The organism is Methylobacterium sp. 190mf (assembly GCF_900107945.1).
Lineage (GTDB): Bacteria > Pseudomonadota > Alphaproteobacteria > Rhizobiales > Beijerinckiaceae > Methylobacterium.
This window is the reverse complement of sequence record NZ_FNVI01000053.1, coordinates 1-18,226: the sequence shown is the minus strand read 5'-3', so window position 1 is coordinate 18,226 and position 18,226 is coordinate 1. Positions and strand designations below refer to the sequence as shown.

Genomic DNA, 18,226 nt, shown 5'->3' with positions numbered 1-18,226 from the left:
CTCGGCTCCAGTCGATCTCGCCCGCCCCATGCAGGCGCTCCAAGAGCACCTGATGCAGGCGGGCCCATACGCCGGCCGCCTGCCAGTCCCGTAAGCGGCGCCAGCAACTCATCCCGCAGCCGCAGCCCATCTCCGCTGGCAGCATCTCCCACGGGACGCCTGAGCGCAGCACGAACAGAATGCCGGTCAACGCAGCTCGGTTCTCGATCGGCCGTCGGCCACCTTTTGGACGTGGGCGGGGCGGCGGCAGAAGCGGCGCAATCTCGGTCCAGAGATCATCGGGCAGAAGCGGACGAGCCATCACGACCAACGCCTGCCCACGCAATCCGTGCCCGTTCTGTTAGGCGCTCTAAGAGCATCGGGCGGGGAACAGGGTGAAGGTTGGGCTGGTGGGTAGCATCACGAACCGCCCGCCGATCATGGAAGAGGTGCAAACGCTTTAGTGGCTAACCGCTACGCTTTCGTCCCGACAGGTGGCAGAGTGACGCCACCATGCCGATCCGGCCCGAGCACCGCTTCTTCTACCCCATCGACTGGGCGCAGCTCTCGGCCGTGATCCGGTTCGGGCGGGCGAAGGGCTGCTGCGAGGGCTGCGGGCGCCCGCACGGGCGGATGGTCTATCATCTCGGCGACGGCCGCTGGTGGGATGCCAAGGCGGGCCGGTGGCGGGATGGCTGGGGCAGGCGGATCCGGATCGGGGTAGCGGCCGACATCCTCGGTCGGACCCGTCGAACGCGGGTCGTTCTGGCTGCTGCCCACCGGGACCACGACACCTCGAACAACGCGGACGCCAACCTCGCGGCCTTCTGCCAGCGATGCCACATGATCCACGACCGGCCGGAGCATAGGCGGCGGCGCTGGCGGACGCTGTTCCGGCGGAGGGCGCTCGGGGATCTGTTCGGCGGGCCCTACGTCTGAAGACCCGCTGTCATGGCACTACCGCGTTTCGCGATTACGACCCCATATGCCGGCGACTCGTCTGTGAACACGGACTTCGGTCATGCGGTACTATCTACGGATCGCCCGCATGCGCCCGGAAGGCGGGGTCGACACACACAGCGCCGTGCTTGACGCCTCGAGCATCGAAGCCGCCGTCAGCCGTTCTGTTCAGGCCGTAGATGCCTTCCTAGGCGATCGACCTGGTGTCGCGACGATGACAAGCTCCTATCGCGGCTTGGTCTGGACGCATCGTCAGAAAATGCCTTCGATCCCGTGGCCGTAGACCAAGTTGGTGCAAGCAGCTTGGCTACGTAGGCGTCGAGGTAGCCATCTCTGATCTCACTGCGGCATCACGGTGAGGCGCCCCCAACCTCAGCTCTCAACCCGTCCTAGGAAGTGCGAGCTGTAAAGCGAGCATGCAGCTGCAAAATAGGCGACTTGAAAAGCGACGTTGATTTCCAAGCCCCGCTTCAAAACCTTGAATAGGCTTCGCGCCTCTACCGCACCTTCAATGCCGACCGCAACAGCTAGAATGATGGTGATGGCAAACACGCTGACCCAGCCGAACGACCGCGCCACGACTATGCCGATAGCCGCAACTACGATAAAGATCATGCTCCCTCCTTCCGCCAATTTCGAGTCGGCGTGATACGGGCAGGATAAGTATTTATTACGTACGTTGCAAAGGGCTCGGTACAGGATGCCTCGAGGCGTGCATAGTCATAGCCAATCGGCGAAATCAGGGACCGCCTTCGGAAGGTCACCATCTCTCGCACGCGCGGCCAGCTGACCTCCGGCGATAAGCTACTTGCTTCCGCGCTGGGCGAGGACGGCGGGGACGGTTTTGAGCATGATGGCGATGTCGCGGCGCAGGCTCCAGCGGCTGGCATAGTCCAGATCCAATGCGACGCGCTCAGCATAGGTCGTGTCGGAGCGGCCCGAGACCTGCCACAGGCCAGTGACGCCCGGCGGGACAGCAAAGCAGGTGTCAAACGCCCGGCCGTAGCGGGCGACCTCGGCCTGTACGATCGGGCGCGGCCCGACGAGGCTCATCTCACCGCGAAGCACGTTCCAGAGCTGCGGCAGCTCGTCGAGGGAGGTTTTGCGCAGGACGTGCCCGATCGGCGTGATGCGCGGATCGTCGGTCAGCTTGTGCGTAGCCGCCCACTCGGACCGGGCCTGCGGGTTGGCGGCGAGATGCGCGGCGAGCACGGCGTCGCCGTTGGCGATCATGGAGCGGAACTTCAGGCAGCCGAAGCGGCGCCCGTCGCGGCCGATGCGCATGTGGCGGAAGATCGGCGCCTTGCGGTCGCCCGCATAGACCAGGCCGGCGATCAGCAGGAGCGCCGGGAGCAGCAGGAACAGCGCCGTGATCGCCACCGTGATGTCCAGACTGCGCTTGGCCGCCCATTCCAAACGGAGCCCCCGCGCCACGAACGGCGCCGGCGGAAGCACCGCACCCGCAACAGCCTCAGCGACGTCGCTCACCTGACTCGAAGCGTTTTCAGCAACGACGGTGAGGCTGTCGATGTCAGACACCTGCTGCATTGCAAAACCACCCCGGACATCTTGGTAAAGCGCGATGTGCTGCATGAGCTCTGCTTCTGAATAAAGGCGGAGGTAATGTTTAGTCAACGACTGGTTAATATATTATTAAATCTGATTTCATACAGATCAAATGATGCCTTAGAAAGCCATCAGGAGCCTCTTAATCAGACTAGATGCCGTTAATATCACAGATGGTGTCGTCAATGAGGCAGCTGCGCCGCAAGTCGGCAGTTTGCATTGGTGATATGTGCGTGCAGCGCGCAATCACCCAATCCGGATACAACTTTAAGGGTATATAGCGGGGCTATTTCACGTGTGCACTGCACACTCGTGAGCAGCCTCGTGCTATCCGTGCCGAGCGGGTCGGCGCCCGTACAGCTTCATCCTGCTATGCGCCGCGCTCGGTCCGCATCGCTTCGACAAGGGCGCGCAAGTTGCCCGCGTCGATCGCAGTCTCAACAAGCATTTTCTGAACCGAGGCCAGTTGCTTGCGCGCCTCGGCAATCTCGGCCGCCAAGGCAAGAAGGAGAGCTGTCACGGCATCGCTCATCCACATTCCTGCGCCCAACCCAGCTCCTGAACATCAGCGCCGACGCTGGTGCACGCTACTCCACTGGAAGCGGAGATTTGTTCGGCGGGCCTTACGCCTGACCACGACACCATGGGGCTTCCAAGGGGCGGCTGTGACGACCAACTTGAGGTGTTTAGGCCGCCTCTGGTGCAGCCATCACGTCCACTGCATGCTGCGCCCATGCGTATGGCTTTAGATAACCATGATACACGGCTATCTCTAGCTGCAAAATTCTGACGCATTCGTCAGACAGATCATGGATAATATCAAAACCATCTTTGTCGACAGCCGAACTTATTGACACAAGCGGCCTGTTTATCTCGTAAGTGACAAAGACTTCCTGCTCGGCATACGGGTCGAGCGGGTCTATGCAATAATGAGCCGGCATCTAAAAGCCTCTACTCAGGTCGGCGAGGAGGTGATGCCCGTAAACGCGCGCTATAACAGCCCGATGAAGATTGCTGATTGGTGTGGCTATGGCGCGGCAGGCGAGCATCCGCGTGCCTGGTACGCTGGGGCGTCCCCGGATGCCTCCTATGCCCAGTCGCCCAATCTTTCTTCGTGTCATTCTCGTGGCCGTGCTGCTCGCGGGCCTCGTGGCACTGGCTGATGGCATAGTCCGCCAGGAACTCCAGCGGGCTACCGGTGACAGGGCTTCGATACCTGCCGCAGGGGCCGTGCAGATGACTGGCGCAATCCGCTGAGCCGGGCGCTGCACTCCCACTGCGCGGCCCTACTGGTTGTCTTGGCCCTTGCCGTTGGCGTGCACGCCGCGTCTGCCGAGCTATGCCGGATTTTAGGTGACGGCGGCGGTCAGGCGGCGCGGTGATCTGGGCTCGCGACGACCTCGGTCCCGTCGCGGAAGATGACGCCGGCCACGACCTTCGACAACTGGTTTGCGCCCTTCAGCCGGCATCAGGTTTTCGACGCCGCCATCACCAACTTGAACACCATCAGCTTGGCGGTCGTAACCGAGAGCGCCCCTTTGGTCCGCACGGTCCGATGCCGCACTGTAGCAAACACGCTCTCGATTGGGTTCGAGCTGCGCAGGCGGTCCCAGTGCTCGGCCGGATAGTCGTAGAACGCCAGCAGCGCCTCCCGATCCTTGGTCAAGCAGGCAGCGGCGCGGGGGTACTTGCCCCCGTATTTCTCGACGAAGACGATCAGCGCCACCTCGGCTGCTGCCGGAGTCGGCGCGCTGTGGATCTCGCGCAGGTCCCGTGTGGATGGCTCCCGCATTGCAAGTGGCGAATTGAGCTTCTGACGCGTTGGTCGGGTGCAGTCTTGTGTCCGGCCTTTTGATGCAGTCGTTCATGTGACCGCTGGCCCTGATGGTATCCGCGAGCTGGGTCCCACTCTGCTTTGCGGGCTATCACGCCCTGGACTAGCGGCGGGGTGTTCCGGCTCCCGGTCTGACCGGTTCGCCATCAACTCTCATCGTCCTCGCAACCTGGAACAAGTCTCCTTACCGTGCTGTCAGGCAGCCCTGGCCGCCGGTGCGCGGTAGGTGCCGCCGCGGGTCATGATCGCCCAGCAGGAGATGTACCGTCGCGAGATGATGGGGCGGTACCGTGGCGCCTATAACCGCATCCGCGGCGCGCAGACTGGCGAGCAGCCACTGTGGGCGGGCATTCAGAGCTACGAGAACCCGCGCGAGCACAGCCTCGCCTATGCCATTCGCAAGCCTTTTTTGGATCGCCTCCGTCGACAGAACGCCGAAGCGCCGCCTGCGCGGATGCCGAGCCTCGCTGGCGACGGTGATTTCCTGCCGAACGGCGCGCCGCGGGTCCTCAAGCCCAACAGCATGAAGGACGCGCCCGGCGTGACGATGGAGGAGGCCAATTGCCTCCGCGGCGGCCGGGCGGATGGTGAGGCCTGGGCGGCTCGGGAACGAGCACGGAAGGCGTTCGAGGCCATGCAGCAGGGCGAAGGCCGCCTCGACGCTTCAGCCGGCAGGGCCGGCATTGTGGCGACGCCGAAGGTCGAGAACAACGGGTCCGTGGTGGTCAACGTTCACAAGGCAAGCGCCGACGCCAGGGTAACGACCTCTACTGCCGGAAACCTCTTCCGCGACGTCGTACAAAACCATGAACGTCAAATGGCAAAAGCGGAATGAGCCTCAGCCTCTGGCAACCTGTTCAAGGACCTGGTGCTGAGATGGGGGCGGACGATGGCTCCGGCAAACGGATGAATTCTGCTACTGGGAACTACGAATTATCAATACGACAAAAGCGACTCACTCACCGGCTGAGGCGGCGGACGAATACCTCAAATTGAATATCGCAGCTGGTCGACCGCGAGAAAAATCCTGTGCATAATTGGCTTCGGCATCTGACTAAGTCGACGCGAATGCTTAAGTAGTTGTTAACCGAGCTCGACGCCGAGTGGGAGGTAAAATGCTCCGCCTGCTTATTTTCGCGTGCGGTACAGGTGTCGCCGCTCTGGCCCTCTCTAGCTCCGCTTCGGCCGGCTCTGACATAACAGTCGCTGCGATTGCCACCGGGCGACTCTACGTCATCGGGACCACCGATCATCCGCGCATGCCCGTGATGCTGGATGAGAAGTTCCCCACAGAGTCGGATGACAAGGGCAAATTCCAGTACGAACTGGTCTACTATCCACCCGGCTGCGTCGTGGCGGCATCGATTGAGGGAAAGACCCACGAAGCCGTGGTCAGCAACTGCGGGGAGCAGATGGTGCCGGGGACTTGGTTGGAGCCAAAGGCGGCCATCGACACGCCTGCGCTTATGAAGCGCTTAACGAACGCGAAGGCCGAGTTGCCGTCAGCCACGCTATGCCAAGCCGAATCCGCTGAGCAGCGACAGGAACCGGCAATCGTCGAGCCTACAACTTCTGCCCCGCCCGTATTCACCGTTGTACCTTGGGCAAACCTTTTTACATGGCGTGAACCCGGCTCGATGCTCCCCAATCGGACCGGCGAGGTGATAACCCCTGCGGCGATCTCGCAGGATGTTTTAAGGGCCGCTTCCACGATTGAAGTTCAGCCTATAACGCAGCTCTCAGTTTCCTCGGCGCAATAGGCTCAATACCCCACACCGTTCTCGTCCAAGGACAGGCCCTTTCAAGCCGACCCGCCCGGTCCGCCGATGCGGGCTTTTTCATGGGCTGACTTGCCGATGTGATTTCATTGGGAGCGGGTGGCTAAAGCGTGACCAAAACTATCGTTGCGGCATGCGCCGGATCGAGTCGACATGCTCAGGCGACAGGTCAGCCTCGAAGGCTCCGTGTTGGCGAACCTCCGCCCGTTTCACGGTTGAGTGCCGCACCTTATCTGGGGCAATCTTCTTATCGACAGAGCCTGTTGTCAGCAGCGCGCCGCGGCTCGGCCAGTCTTCCAGGCGGTAGGCCTTAGCCGGCCTCTGATCAGCGCACCCCTCACAGACTGAGACCAGCCACGACTGCCAGAGGCCGTTGGTCTTCTCCTGCGCCGACTCGGCTCGCTCGCGGTGGGCGGACGCCAACTCGAAGGTGTTCAGGTCCGACTGCTTCTTCGGTTCAGCCGCTGCACGAAGCTCATCGAGCCGAACGTCAGGTTTTTGCAGAAGCGCCTTTGTTGGGAGAGCGCCTGTTGTGGTTAGATCGGGTCCGCATCCAATACAAATACTTCTGCCGATCCGATCACCCGCTGAATGACGAGGTGTCCGGCGCTCAATCGGTTTGCTAGAAGCCGGACTAGCGTCGCGACTGGGCGGTTTCGTCTGCCCAACTGCGGTAGTGTTGGGCGCCTTCTCTGTCGACAGTGGGCCGCCGCCTGTCCCGGTTGTATCGGTCTGCGCGGAAATGGGGCCAGCGGACCAAACGAAGAGCATGAGAATGGCAGGAATAGCGCGAATATCTGTCATGGCTACCTCCATGACGGGTCAATTGCTGAAATTACGCTCGGTTCAGTACCGATAACGAATATGCCCGATGGGCCATCGCAGTTGAGATCCGACACTCCCCGCACCGTAGGCAGTTTGGGGCGGGGCCGAGCGGCACGGACAGGGCTTCGAGGCCGGGCTGCGCGCCTTGACGCCCTACGGCCGTGCCGCGCGTACGCCGAAGCCAATCTTCGAGGGCGAGCAACAGATCTCGTAGGCCAAGTTGATGTCGGCGCTTCGCCGCGCCTGCACCATCTAGAACCAAGAGTTACTCGTCGATGGGGAACAGGCGTATTTCCTGGCGAAGTTCGTATCGTTGATCGCACATGCTGCACGTCATCGTGGCGCCAGCTTTGATCTGGTGAGACGCCGCCGCATTCTTCATGCCGCATTTCCGGCAATGCCAGTGCCCCGCTCTTATCTGGCGCCACACTCGGTCATTGTGTAGCAATACATTGTGCCCGGTACCACATTTAGGGCAATTCGTGACGTTGTTTGCGGCAACCCAATCTATATCGCACTCCATGATGAAGGCGCATCCGTTGAAATCACAGACCCAGCCGTAATTTCACTCGATTTTAATATCAAACATTTCAGACGAGAACACAAGCTCAGGCCTAGTTTGGATCTTCTCGCATTTATCTTTAATTTTCTGGTGTGCTGCTGCCTCTCCCGCTTCAAGCTCGCGGATAGTTGGCACATGCAAAAAGCCTCCTAAATTATGATAATTCTTGCGGGCCCACGGTCAATCCATGCGGTGTTCAGTAGCCGCAATTTGGTCAAGGCCTTCGCGACCCAGAGTCACTTCCACGTCGCCAGTGACGCCGCGAACCATTCCGTTTAGTTTCTTCAGAACCTGATCTGCCTGCCAGCGACGCATCAGGCTGAACGAAGCCTCAGACCGGTGTAGTTGCAGCAAATCGTAGGCCAGCGCCTTTATGCACATGCGCTGCTCCAGCGCGGCATAGCGGAGTTGGGCATCGTCGCCCGACGCAAGGTGCTCGCTCGCCCTCTGCAAGTGATCGCGGGCGCGTTGGCGAAGGTCCGGCACGTCGGCCATAGCTATCTCGCCTTCAGTGCCTCTGACGCCCCCAATCTGAGATTTTGGTGGGCCCGGCAGGACTCGAACCTGCAACCAGACCGTTATGAGCGGTCGGCTCTAACCATTGAGCTACAGGCCCCCGAGCCCGCATAGCCGTCACGACCACGCAGGCGCAACCAGCGCCTGTCTCATTCAGCGGTGGATGTGGTCAGTGCTGCGGCTCTGGCCCGACGTTGGTGAAGATTGCCAATCCGTGCTGCTCAACAAGCGCCTCGAACGCTCGAAAGGCTGCCTCCTCAGTGGGGAACCGCACTGGCCACCTCGTGCAGCCGCCGGTGAGGCTCACAACCTCCATTCGCCAGGGTTCCTGTGAGCCCGCTCGGCGGTAGATTTCGACTTCAACCATCTCACCATCGCGACTAAAGGGACCAGACAGCGGCGAGTGCTCGAACTCACGGTCTTCGTCAATCAAGGATTGCCCCGCGGCCAGATAAGATGCACCACGTTGCTGTCCTGCGATGCAGGCTCAATTCCCTCAATCCGCTTGGCAAACTCCAGGACCAAGCGCTCAACGGCCGGCGGCCACGGCAATTCGTTATCTAAGAGCATCTGGGCCGCGCGGACGAACATTCTGAAAAGCTCTGGAGGGATCGGTGTACCTGCCTCCTGCTGTTCAAAGATGCGATCAGCTACGGCTGTTGCCAGCCCAGCTATTTCGGCCAGCTTCTCAAGCCGCTCGTCGCCAGCCCTCACTTCAGATAGCCCTTCGCCTTCAGGTGCTCGGCTAGAGCTTCGCGGATCACTTCGGGCCGAGTCGGTTTCGGATCTGGCTGCGCGGCGATCAAGGCATCTAGGGGTGCCACGTGTTCGGGCTGCACACGCACCTGGATTTGGATGCCGGTCTGCTTCCCCCGGGTTCTACCCGTGCGCATGTGGTACCATAGTTGACGTGACTAGCATCAATTGGTACCATAGCTGCGGGCCGTAAGGAAGATTGAGCCCTTCCGTCCGGCCCTTACCCTGCAACGTCTGGGATCCGTCACATGGCTATCCACCACCCTACACCGCCCCTCGGCGGCGGTGAACGCCTGCGCTTGCCTTCAGCACAGGTAGGACCGGTCACACAGGCCATCCGCGCGATGCGGTCGGCCGATCCCGCTTTCGCGGTCGTACGAGCCCCGGCTCGACGACAAAGCATTGGTGAGGCACGATAAAGCCGCGTCCCGCTTCTGGCTCGTTGCCGGCCGCGCCTCTCAGATCTGCGAGGGGTGCCTATGAGCGCCCCCTCACCTCGCCGCGACAACCTCGCCACCGTGATCTTCGACATGGAGGACAGCGTCCGCAATCTCGTTCGCTGGGGGCAGGCGGTCCGCACCATGGGCTGCCCGACCGGCGAGATCGAAGCCGGCTCCCTCTATGTCGTGGGCGATGCTGTCGTGGAGGCGGCCATGAAGGTCGAGGAAGACTTGGAGCGTTGCTTCGAGCTGTCGCGCGCCCTGAAGGGAGGCGCCTTATGACCGCCGCCCGCGTCCGATGGGGTCAGATCCTCGCCTTGGAGGATGACATCATGCACCTGGATCGCTTGGCCAACGTGCTGACGACCCTCGGCACTCACGACGACATCGTGGACCGCGAGTGCATCTATGAGCTGGACTGCATGCTCAGCCAGATCGGCAAGCGGCTGGAGGCGAACTTCAAAGCCATCGAGCCGATCCGAGATGGGGGCGTGCGATGATGCTCTCTATTGGCGCTCTCGCCGGCCATGTCGTCGGCATTCTTGGCCTCGGGCGCCGCGTGCTCCTGGCTCGGCTCGCCCATCACGATCTGCAGCGGGCCAAGGCGCTGCTGCGTCGCTTGAACCGAAGGTTCGCCGCTTCTGGGCTGCTCGCTTCGCGGTCACAGCCAACGGCGTGCCCAGTGTGAGTCGGCAGTGAGGGGGCTTGCCCCCGAAAGCATCCACGCCCGCCCAAGCTGCTGGGGGCGGGCGAAGAGCGGGCGTGGATCACCGACCAACCGCCCCCTCAAGGCGAGCCGACGCACCGACCGTAAACTTAAGCGTGTAGGGCAAACACGTCTTTTGATGCGCTGGGCTGGGTTTCAGCATCCACGCCCACCGTTAAGGGGGTTGACGGGTCCACCAAGTGGCAGGCGTGGAGGTCAACCGGAGTCGACGAGCCCGAAATGTGCAACCTGATCGAAGCGTTCGATCACGTTTCTGTATCCGTACGCCTCTGGTGCGAAGGGCAATCGCCCAACGCATCCACGCCCGCCTTCGACAGCTTGAGGGGCAAATCTGCAGGCGGACGTGGACGGCCGGACGAGGCCGGCATGAACAGGTTCGCGGGCCCGGACAGCAGATTAACTGCGTCGGCTGCATGCCTGGGCATCCACGCCCGACGCGACAGCTGAGGGACATATCTGCGGACGAGCGTGGAAGGCCAACGAGACGGTCGTGAACTCGCCGGCAAGTTGAGGGCTACCCTGGCCGCCTTGCCGGTTCGTATACGCGGACCCACGAACGCCGCTCGCGCATCCGGTGCGCGCGGCAGCCGAATCAGAGTGGTCTCGCTGTTACCCGCAGCGCTACCCCAGTCGGTTCAGCGATGACCTGAAACTTAGCTAAGTGATGGCGCGCCCGAAAGGATTCGAACCTCTGACCCCCAGATTCGTAGTCTGGCCCCGGCCCCTGAAATAAAACAACTTTTTTGCAAAATTTTCGTTTTCATCACCATCTGCGGTGTACTGGCTGAGCTTGGCAGAGCAAACTTCAGCCCAAAGTCGAGGCGGACCTGCGGACCTTGTCTTGAAGCGATCGCTGCACGGGATGGTACGTGCTCCAGCAGCTCCACCACCTCCAGTTCGATGTCGCGCTCGCGGGCTGCCGTTGTGGGCTTCTCACCCGTGTAGTCCTGATCGACGAAGGCAACCTCGACGCTCTCGCCGGTGGCCGCTTGCACGGCCCTGGCCAGCCGGCTAACTCGCGTCAAATCCTCGGCATCGGTGGGGTGACGTGCAAGGTCAGGCGATGGCCGAGCGTGTGTACCGCCCAGTGCAGTTCCGAGCCCTTCTTGCGCTTGGCCCCATCGTAGCCGGCCCGCTCGCTGCTCGCGAAGGGAGGACCGCAAGGTCCGACTGTCGAGTACGGCCGCGCTCGGCTCGGGCGCCCGACCCAAAGCCATGCACAGTAAGGCGCGCAGATCCTCGGCCAACCGCTCGAAGTAGCCGGACGATACCACGGGCTAGGCGGCGCTCTGTGCCACGAGTGACGCCAAGATCAAGCGCATCGCTGCCGAGAACGAGTACAATACGGGCACGGTTTGCGACGGAAAGTGGGCACAGGCCATCATCTACGTGCCGCTGGCGTGGAAAGCGTACGGGGCAAAGGGGCTTATTTACGAGCACGCTTGCCGTCTCAGCCTGTTACCACCGGCCGCAAAGCTCCTGCCCCTCCCTCGCAGGCCGGATGCCTCTACTCGCGAGCGAGCCGCACAGAAGCGGAACATGCCGGTCAATAGGTGCGCCCCCTCAAGATAGCGCAGTTCTACGTATTTTGTCATTCTCAGGTGGTTTGGATTGATCACAGTAGTGTTAAAACTGATTGTCGCTGATTGCGAATCAGGACGACACCTCTGGAGGTGACAGAAATGAGAGGGTTCTCAAGATTTTTGGTAGCTGCTATCGGTATCTGTTCTCTGCCGAGCAGCGCATATGCACAAGTTTCCCCTTTTCAGAAAGGAGTAGGCAAAATTCTTTCTGACAAACAAATTTTGGATATTGACAAAAATCTAAGTTCAATAGTCAGACAGAATGCTCCTGAAAGTACAGCAGCTGCGAATCAGCTTGGATCAAGGGAATTTAGGCTTGATCCAAGGATAGTTGGCGGAGAACCTGCTGATATCAAAGATAATCCTTGGCAGGTAGCTTTGATTTTCGGGCATGCCCCTGAACCCGTACGAGTACAATTCTGCGGCGGAAGTCTAATTGGCAGCAAGATTGTTGTGACAGCTGCGCATTGTGTTGATCGCGGCACAAAAATCGAGCGAGTGAATGTAATCGCAAATACATCTTTCTACAAAAATGGTGGCGAGCGAGCTAAGGTAAGCAAGATAGTAGTCCATGAAAACTGGAATCCGCAAACACACGAAAATGATGTAGCTGTGCTGCATCTAGAAGCGGATATAAAGGAGGCAAAACCAATAATACTTGCGGACCGAGACATCAAAATAGCAGATGGTTCTAATCTGCGTGTGACCGGATGGGGAGCCATATCGGAAGGGGCGCAAGGTAGTGAGATTCTGCTTACTGCAGATATACCAACTGTTAGCAATGCAACGTGCAAAGAAGCATACGGAAACGATATAAAATCTGGGATGCTTTGTGCTGGACTGCGTAATGGAGGGCTAGATAGCTGTCAAGGCGACAGTGGAGGGCCAGGTGTCGTGTTGAATGGTGGAAAGCCGACTCTTGCTGCAATAGTAAGTTTTGGAGAGGGCTGCGCGCGCCGGGAGAAATACGGCGTATACACACGCGTGAGTCAGTATAGGGATTGGATTGAGAAGGCCTCGAAGTAGCGATTAATCAAGGAGATGATTATGACCAGTGATGTAAATACCGCTGAATTTGTCAAAATTTCCGGGAGCAAGGTGGAGATAGACTTTAAAGATTTATCCGTAAGCAACCGAGAAGATTTATCAAATGTTATAAAAGCGCTAGCAAGCGTAATATCTGACGAATTTTTTAAGGCTCGCCAAGCAAATAATAGGGAGTGGTCGGCCAGCGCAACTGTTACAACGACATCTGGAGGAACTACAGCCAGCGCAACGGGGACTTATACGTCTCGTGATTGGAGTGCTAGCGTAAGCGGTTCAACGCCCATCGGCGGCGGGATCTCTGGTACTGCGACTGTAACAACGGGTTCATCTGGAACGAGCGGGACAATCGGTATCAGTGGTACATTCTGAAAATATCATGCGGGAAGACAAGTTTATTCCCGCATGATATTTTTTTAATCCAAATGGTTACAATTTTTCTTCAAATTCAAGCAAAATACCATTGTCTGCTCCCAATATAAATAACTTCCCGCCTTGATTCTGCCACTTTCTCATATTGCGCATGTGATCTATGAATTCGTTAGATAGGGACTCAGGCGGACACATAGCACGAGTTGTTGTTAGCCGTTGAATTTCAACAAGCCCCCCCTCAACGAACTTGGCAGAAGCTTTGCCTTGGTTGCAGTCCGCAAGAACGTAGACCGTTCCATCACTATTGAATGTCATTGTGTAGCTTTTTTTATCGAACTGACTTTGCATGCGACCATCGGAATAGATCCCAATGCACTCCCAAATTTTTTCTGAGATTTCTTCCGGTATATATTGTGCCATAGCGTAGCCTGTGTGGACATAAATCAACAGAAGATATACAGTGATTACGCGCTGACACAGTTTAGATCCAAACAAGATTGATTTAATCATTGCATCTCTCCGTATTGTTTGGATATATTAGTATATATACATTATTATTACCTCGATCTTCTGCGATGTTGTGTGAATCTTTTTCCGTGCGCTATACCCTCCTGAGATATTTAAAAGATATAGCCCTGCCAGTCCATTGAAAGTGCGTGCCACACTATAAAGGGCCTACCGTTTTGCGGGATTACAACGGTGCGCATTGTATGTCGTGCTCCTTCCGCATGAACGTCGCTTGGCCAAAGAATCATCTGCTCTGATAGAGCGAAATCTTCGTTGTGGCTGATTGCAGCGATTTTACACCCATTCGCCTCTCGCTAGCGATTGTCGTCAAATGTATGCTCCATATCGAGGATCATCCCACCCAGTTGCTCACATAAGTCTCCATTTCGAGATCTTTGATACCCCACGGAACGAGCACATCCGCACTACCGAAACATATCTCCTAGTTCATGTCGTAAAGCTTCACATCCCCACTATTATGAATCAGTGGTTCATGCGAGCGCTGCCACCGCCGGCACGGGCAGAACGTCTACCATCTCGGCGACGGGCGGTGGTGGGACATGGCGGTGTTCGCGTGGCGCGGTGACGACGACGAGATCCTGCGCGTTTAGCCGATGGCGGAGGACCTTGGTCCGATCGCCGTCACCCGTGTCAGGCTGACTGTCACCCACCGCAATCGTGACGCGGGAGCCGACGGCGTCACCGTCTGTCAGCACTGCCGTAGGCTGCGTGATCGAGCAGAACCCCGGGGCCGCCGTTGGCGCGAGCTGTTCCGCCGTGAGGCGCTCGGCGGTTTATTCCAGGGGCGCTACCGGCCGTGATCACAAGCCGTGACCGATGCGGGTTGCCGCCAGCCATGGTCGGTATCTCCTCAACACGGCCCACCCGCTGGGGTCTCGTCGCCAGAAATTATCATCCAAAAATCCCTCGACCCGGTTATCTACGTGATCATCCCGCCCCCCGCTCAGGGCGTGTCACTGAACCCGGCTTGTTGCCAGGGGCGCCCCGCCGAGGGGCGACCCATTGCACACCGATCATCACGCCAGGCTTCATCAGGCAGCTGCGGGCACCGGACAGGATGGGCGGGTCGCATCCTCATCCTCAAAGCCGTGTGGATCGGACGTTGAAGACCACGGCTCCGACATACCCTTGCTGGGCGCATGGCGCACCGCGGACCGTAAGCCGCCGGTCCCGCTGCCGGAGAGCCGCGACCAGTCCTACGCCAAGGCCCGCATCCGTATCCTCGCGGCGGCCCTGGCTGCAGCCCCGTCCGGGCAGGCCGTTTCCTACTCGCGTCGCCCGGAGTGGTACACGGACAACAAGCGCTATGCCGGCTCGGGTCTGACCTACACTTACGTGACCCGTGCCATCGACGAGCTGCGCGATCTTGGATGGATCACGAACATCGTCGCGAAGCCCTGGCCCAAGGGGCGCGGCACGCAATCGACGTTTCAGGCTAGCGCGCATCTGCTGGAACAGGCTGCCGATACGCCCCTCGCCTATCGTCCCGATGAAGTGATCGTCCTGCACTGCACGGATCGCAAATTAGTCAGCTTCCGGGATACGGATTTTACCCACAGGCAGCGGAGAGCGCTCCGCGAATGGAACGAGGCGGTGGCCGCTTCGTCAATCACGCTCAACGCGCCGGACGTGGATTGGACCGGTCGGCCCCTTCGGATCGATAACTGCTTCATCGATCCGCGGCGGGTGCATCAGCATCGCGTGTACAACGAGAATTTCCGCCATGGGGGGCGGGCCTACGGCGGCTGGTGGCTGGAGCTGACGCACAGTAAGGACGAGCGCTGGCGCCGCCGCCAAATCCAGATCGATGGTGAGCCGACCGTCGAATTGGATTTCTCCGCGTGTCAGCCCTTCCTCTTGTATGCCGAGCTAGGCCTTGTGCCCGACGACGACCCTTACCGCGTCACGGCCGTGGAGCGGCCGACGGTAAAGGAGGCGATGCTCCGGCTGATCAACGCCGCCTCGAAGAGAGAGGCCGAAGGCTCCCTCGCGGCGTGGCTGGCAGGTCTGGAGAATGGCATCGATCGCGACGACGGTCCCATGGCACAGGCCGCTCGTAGGGCCCTGGTCGGTGCACAGCTTCCGGAGGCGCGCCGGATCATCGTCGCCATCGCCGAGAGGCACCCCCAGATCGCCGGGAAGTTTAGCGAGCCCAGGCTCGGCGTACACCTCCAATGGCTGGAGTCGCAGGTCATGGCGGTCGTGGCCAAGCGCTGCCTGAAGGCCAACATCGTGCCGCTGTGTGTGCATGATTCGATGGTCGTGCCGGCGAAGTGGAAAGGCCAGCTCACCGAGTCCATGCACGCGGCGTGGTTCGATCGGTTTGGGGTTCATCCCGTTGTCAAATCTGACTGATTTGCCCTGACGTTCCACATGTAGAAAGAAAGCTACGGTGAACTTGTCCGCCGCTCCGTCCTTCCCCGGGGCCTTGTCCTGTCCATGCTAGCTTCCACTGCCAAGTTATGTTTATCAGTGGAAGTTCACGTCTTTACGTACCATGTTAATCGGCGTTACGCATTTACGTCCCCGACCTCTATGTTGTCAGGCAACCCGTCGGGCCGTGGAGCCCGATCGGGCCGCTTGGTCGAAGGTTGATCCTTCGATTCTTTCTTATTCCATCGCTTGGGTTCGCGTTCATGGCCCGGGCGCACGTCGATCAGCAGCACAACACCGCGATCGGTTTCCTGCAATGTGAGGATGTGGTCTGGCAGTCGGTTCAGCTCCACGATGTCCTGCAGCACGGGATAGAACTTGCGCCACTCGCTCATGGTCGAGAGTTCGAAGGCCCTCCACGCGAACATCCGGTGGGGCGGTCCGGGTTCGTACCCCCGGTGTGCCACAGCCCAGCGGGCGACGACGCGCTCCATGGGCTTGCCATTCAAGTCGAAATAGGCCGGATCGATCTTCCTCACCGCGGGCTTGTTTGGTCTGAGGATCTGCTCGATGACCCAGCGCGGGACGGTGACACTCCATTCGGGGTAGAGTTCGTCCGCAGTGCTCTGGCCTCGATGGTATCCATCCAGGAGCGTGAATTTCCGTTCGTCCCGGAAGTCTGTCCCGATTTGCAAACGCACGTGGGTGTTCATCAGGCGCTTTAGCGCGCCCTCCAGCTTGTTGATCTGCGTTCCGCCATCTGTCTTGGCGCGGCGAATCGTGGCGAGGAGGTCGTTCGGCCGGAACTTCACCACCCGGTTGAAAGTGTCCACCTGGTGGCCCCCCGGGGTGTTGGCTCGCACCATCAGCACGGACACGGCGAAGATTATGATGTCCCAGTCGAGGATGGTGGCCATCCCGATCTGAGGATCGAGCACGGTCACGACGACGAGGGACTCGCCGTCGTCTTTGAACCTGATTGTCAGGTCTGCCCGGCCTTTGTTTTTGGGCGAGACGCGCACGAAGGGCAGCTTCATCGCCCAGGTCAGATCGCGGAATTCTCGGTCAGTCAGCGGCAACCGGCGTCGTTCACTGATCTCGCGGGGCAAGCGCGGTTTGCGTGGTAGCTTACCCCCCGGGGGCGTTTCGTCGGTCATCGGCTTCTCCCTGCTCAAATGCACAGGGGACGAAGCCGAGCACCGGCTCGGCAGACCGCGGAAAAACCCTGTCTTTACATATAAGCTGGAAGGGCTCTCTCGAACGGGCGCGGGCACGCCGCCAAGCCAAGTGGCCGCCCCGGTGTAGCGGCAAAGCAACGGGCGAGTTCGTCTGGGTCGCATCGAGGGCGCCCCCCGGGGTGGCGCTTAGGCCACTGAGTGCACTCAGACCCACGCCGGATATCTCGGCTCCATCGTTCATATCGGGCTGAAGGCATACGGCCCACATCGCCCACGGGTCGTGTCCCCTGGGGTGGTGTAGCTTCGGCGTGGCCACCACGATCACCGGCTTGGGCCGGATTGATCAGGCTGCCAGGGTCGGCAGGCTGACGAGGGGATCATCGCCGATCGGGGCGATGCTTTCCAGGGTGATGTAGCGGGAGCGCTGGACGGCCCACTCGTCGTTCTGTTCCAGCAGGATCGCGCCGACGAGGCGTGTGATGGCCGCCTCGTTGGGGAAGATGCCGACCACCTCGGTCCGGCGCTTGATCTCGCCGTTGAGGCGTTCCAGCGGGTTGGTGGAGTGCAGCTTGACCCGATGCTGGGTGGGGAAGCCCATGTAGGCCAGCACGTCCGGCTCAGCCTCGTCCATCAGGGCGGCGAGCTTGGGGACCTTCGGCCGGAGCTGATCGGCCACGCGCCGCCACTGCTGACGGGCCGCCTCGGCATCGTCCTGGGCAAATGCCGTGGCGATGAAGGCGGAGACGACACGCCGCCCGCTGCGTCCGGCATGGGCGAGCACGTTGCGCATGAAGTGGACACGGCAACGCTGCCAGGTCGCGTTCATCACCTTGGCCACCGACGCCTTGATGCCCTCGTGGGCGTCCGAGATGACCAGCTTGACCCCGCGCAGGCCGCGGCGCGCCAGCTTGCGGAGAAAGTCCGTCCAGAACGTCTCGGCCTCGGACGGGCCGACATCCATGCCGAGCACCTCGCGACGGCCGTCAGTGTTCACACCGACCGCCACGATGACGGCGACAGAGACGATACGGCCGTCCTGGCGCACCTTCACGTAGGTCGCGTCGATCCAGAGGTAGGGCCACTCGCCCTCGATGGGCCGGGCGAGGAACGCGCCCACGCGCTCGTCGATTTCCTGGCAGAGCCGGCTGACCTGGCTCTTCGACACGCCTGTGCCGCCCATCGCTTGGACGAGGTCATCAACCGAG

The 18,226-nt window shown here is 60.1% G+C and carries 17 protein-coding genes, 1 tRNA gene and 2 pseudogenes; 8 read left to right on the top strand and 12 right to left on the bottom strand.

Annotation, left to right across the window (positions count from 1 at the left end):
• The coding region (locus C4T42_RS30595; protein WP_146074054.1) for a transposase at nt 1–301 on the bottom strand (301 nt) is incomplete at its 3' end.
• Nucleotides 302–492: 191 nt separating this feature from the next.
• On the opposite strand from C4T42_RS30595, the gene C4T42_RS30590 reads away from it, so the two are divergent.
• A complete protein-coding gene (locus C4T42_RS30590) occupies nt 493–918 on the top strand; it encodes a hypothetical protein (RefSeq protein ID WP_103986495.1) in 426 nt (141 codons plus the stop codon).
• Between the two features lie 393 nt (nt 919–1,311).
• Here C4T42_RS30590 and C4T42_RS30585 read toward each other — a convergent pair whose 3' ends face one another.
• The 4 genes and pseudogenes from C4T42_RS30585 to C4T42_RS30570 form a co-directional block, all read right to left on the bottom strand.
• The gene (locus C4T42_RS30585; protein WP_103986494.1) at nt 1,312–1,554 is read right to left on the bottom strand and encodes a hypothetical protein; all 243 of its coding nucleotides are present in this window, start codon (nt 1,552–1,554) and stop codon (nt 1,312–1,314) included.
• A 189-nt stretch (nt 1,555–1,743) separates the two neighbouring features.
• Nucleotides 1,744–2,487 (bottom strand): sugar transferase, encoded by a 744-nt coding sequence (locus C4T42_RS30580; protein ID WP_103986493.1) that lies wholly within the window; start codon nt 2,485–2,487, stop codon nt 1,744–1,746.
• A gap of 388 nt (nt 2,488–2,875) precedes the next feature.
• Nucleotides 2,876–3,037 (bottom strand): hypothetical protein, encoded by a 162-nt coding sequence (locus C4T42_RS32205; RefSeq protein ID WP_181049262.1) that lies wholly within the window; start codon nt 3,035–3,037, stop codon nt 2,876–2,878.
• Between the two features lie 834 nt (nt 3,038–3,871).
• Nucleotides 3,872–4,276: pseudogene (locus C4T42_RS30570) on the bottom strand (transposase); the annotation flags it as partial.
• A gap of 304 nt (nt 4,277–4,580) precedes the next feature.
• Between C4T42_RS30570 and C4T42_RS30565 the strand changes: the two are divergent.
• Both C4T42_RS30565 and C4T42_RS31740 read left to right on the top strand, forming a co-directional pair.
• Nucleotides 4,581–5,174, top strand: coding sequence for a hypothetical protein (locus tag C4T42_RS30565; RefSeq protein ID WP_103986492.1), 594 nt, complete (start codon nt 4,581–4,583; stop codon nt 5,172–5,174).
• Nucleotides 5,175–5,454: 280 nt separating this feature from the next.
• Entirely contained in the window at nt 5,455–6,099 is a 645-nt protein-coding gene (locus C4T42_RS31740) for a hypothetical protein (protein ID WP_146074088.1), read from the top strand.
• 1,585 nt (nt 6,100–7,684) lie between these two features.
• Here C4T42_RS31740 and C4T42_RS30555 read toward each other — a convergent pair.
• The 3 genes from C4T42_RS30555 to C4T42_RS31735 form a co-directional block, all read right to left on the bottom strand.
• Nucleotides 7,685–7,999, bottom strand: coding sequence for a hypothetical protein (locus C4T42_RS30555; RefSeq protein WP_103986491.1), 315 nt, complete (start codon nt 7,997–7,999; stop codon nt 7,685–7,687).
• 45 nt (nt 8,000–8,044) lie between these two features.
• A tRNA-Ile gene (locus tag C4T42_RS30550) sits at nt 8,045–8,120 on the bottom strand.
• Nucleotides 8,121–8,449: 329 nt separating this feature from the next.
• Nucleotides 8,450–8,734, bottom strand: a complete 285-nt coding sequence (locus C4T42_RS31735) for a hypothetical protein (RefSeq protein WP_146074087.1) — start codon at nt 8,732–8,734, stop codon at nt 8,450–8,452.
• A 521-nt stretch (nt 8,735–9,255) separates the two neighbouring features.
• On the opposite strand from C4T42_RS31735, the gene C4T42_RS30540 reads away from it, so the two are divergent.
• Together C4T42_RS30540 and C4T42_RS30535 are read left to right on the top strand one after the other, a co-directional pair.
• Nucleotides 9,256–9,498, top strand: a complete 243-nt coding sequence (locus C4T42_RS30540; RefSeq protein ID WP_103986490.1) for a hypothetical protein — start codon at nt 9,256–9,258, stop codon at nt 9,496–9,498.
• Nucleotides 9,495–9,716: a hypothetical protein gene (locus C4T42_RS30535; RefSeq protein ID WP_103986489.1), complete on the top strand. Its 222-nt coding sequence runs from the start codon at nt 9,495–9,497 to the stop codon at nt 9,714–9,716. The genes C4T42_RS30540 and C4T42_RS30535 overlap by 4 nt, the downstream gene beginning before the upstream one ends.
• A 1,111-nt stretch (nt 9,717–10,827) precedes the next feature.
• On the opposite strand, the pseudogene C4T42_RS32655 reads toward C4T42_RS30535, so the two are convergent.
• Nucleotides 10,828–11,190, bottom strand: a pseudogene (locus tag C4T42_RS32655) (transposase); the annotation flags it as partial.
• Between the two features lie 435 nt (nt 11,191–11,625).
• Here C4T42_RS32655 and C4T42_RS30525 point away from each other — a divergent pair.
• Complete coding sequence (locus C4T42_RS30525; protein ID WP_103986497.1) at nt 11,626–12,552, top strand: serine protease; 927 nt, start codon at nt 11,626–11,628, stop codon at nt 12,550–12,552.
• 21 nt (nt 12,553–12,573) lie between these two features.
• Nucleotides 12,574–12,942, top strand: a complete 369-nt coding sequence (locus C4T42_RS31730) for a hypothetical protein (RefSeq protein ID WP_146074086.1) — start codon at nt 12,574–12,576, stop codon at nt 12,940–12,942.
• A gap of 57 nt (nt 12,943–12,999) precedes the next feature.
• On the opposite strand, the gene C4T42_RS30520 is transcribed toward C4T42_RS31730, so the two are convergent.
• Nucleotides 13,000–13,452 (bottom strand): META domain-containing protein, encoded by a 453-nt coding sequence (locus C4T42_RS30520; RefSeq protein ID WP_103986488.1) that lies wholly within the window; start codon nt 13,450–13,452, stop codon nt 13,000–13,002.
• 1,146 nt (nt 13,453–14,598) lie between these two features.
• On the opposite strand from C4T42_RS30520, the gene C4T42_RS30515 reads away from it, so the two are divergent.
• Nucleotides 14,599–15,825, top strand: a complete 1,227-nt coding sequence (locus C4T42_RS30515; protein WP_103986487.1) for a hypothetical protein — start codon at nt 14,599–14,601, stop codon at nt 15,823–15,825.
• 155 nt (nt 15,826–15,980) lie between these two features.
• Here C4T42_RS30515 and C4T42_RS30510 read toward each other — a convergent pair whose 3' ends face one another.
• Nucleotides 15,981–17,000: a replication initiator protein A gene (locus C4T42_RS30510; RefSeq protein WP_181049260.1), complete on the bottom strand. Its 1,020-nt coding sequence runs from the start codon at nt 16,998–17,000 to the stop codon at nt 15,981–15,983.
• 364 nt (nt 17,001–17,364) lie between these two features.
• On the bottom strand, nt 17,365–18,226 hold an 862-nt coding region (locus C4T42_RS30505), incomplete at its 5' end, for an IS256 family transposase (protein WP_103986496.1).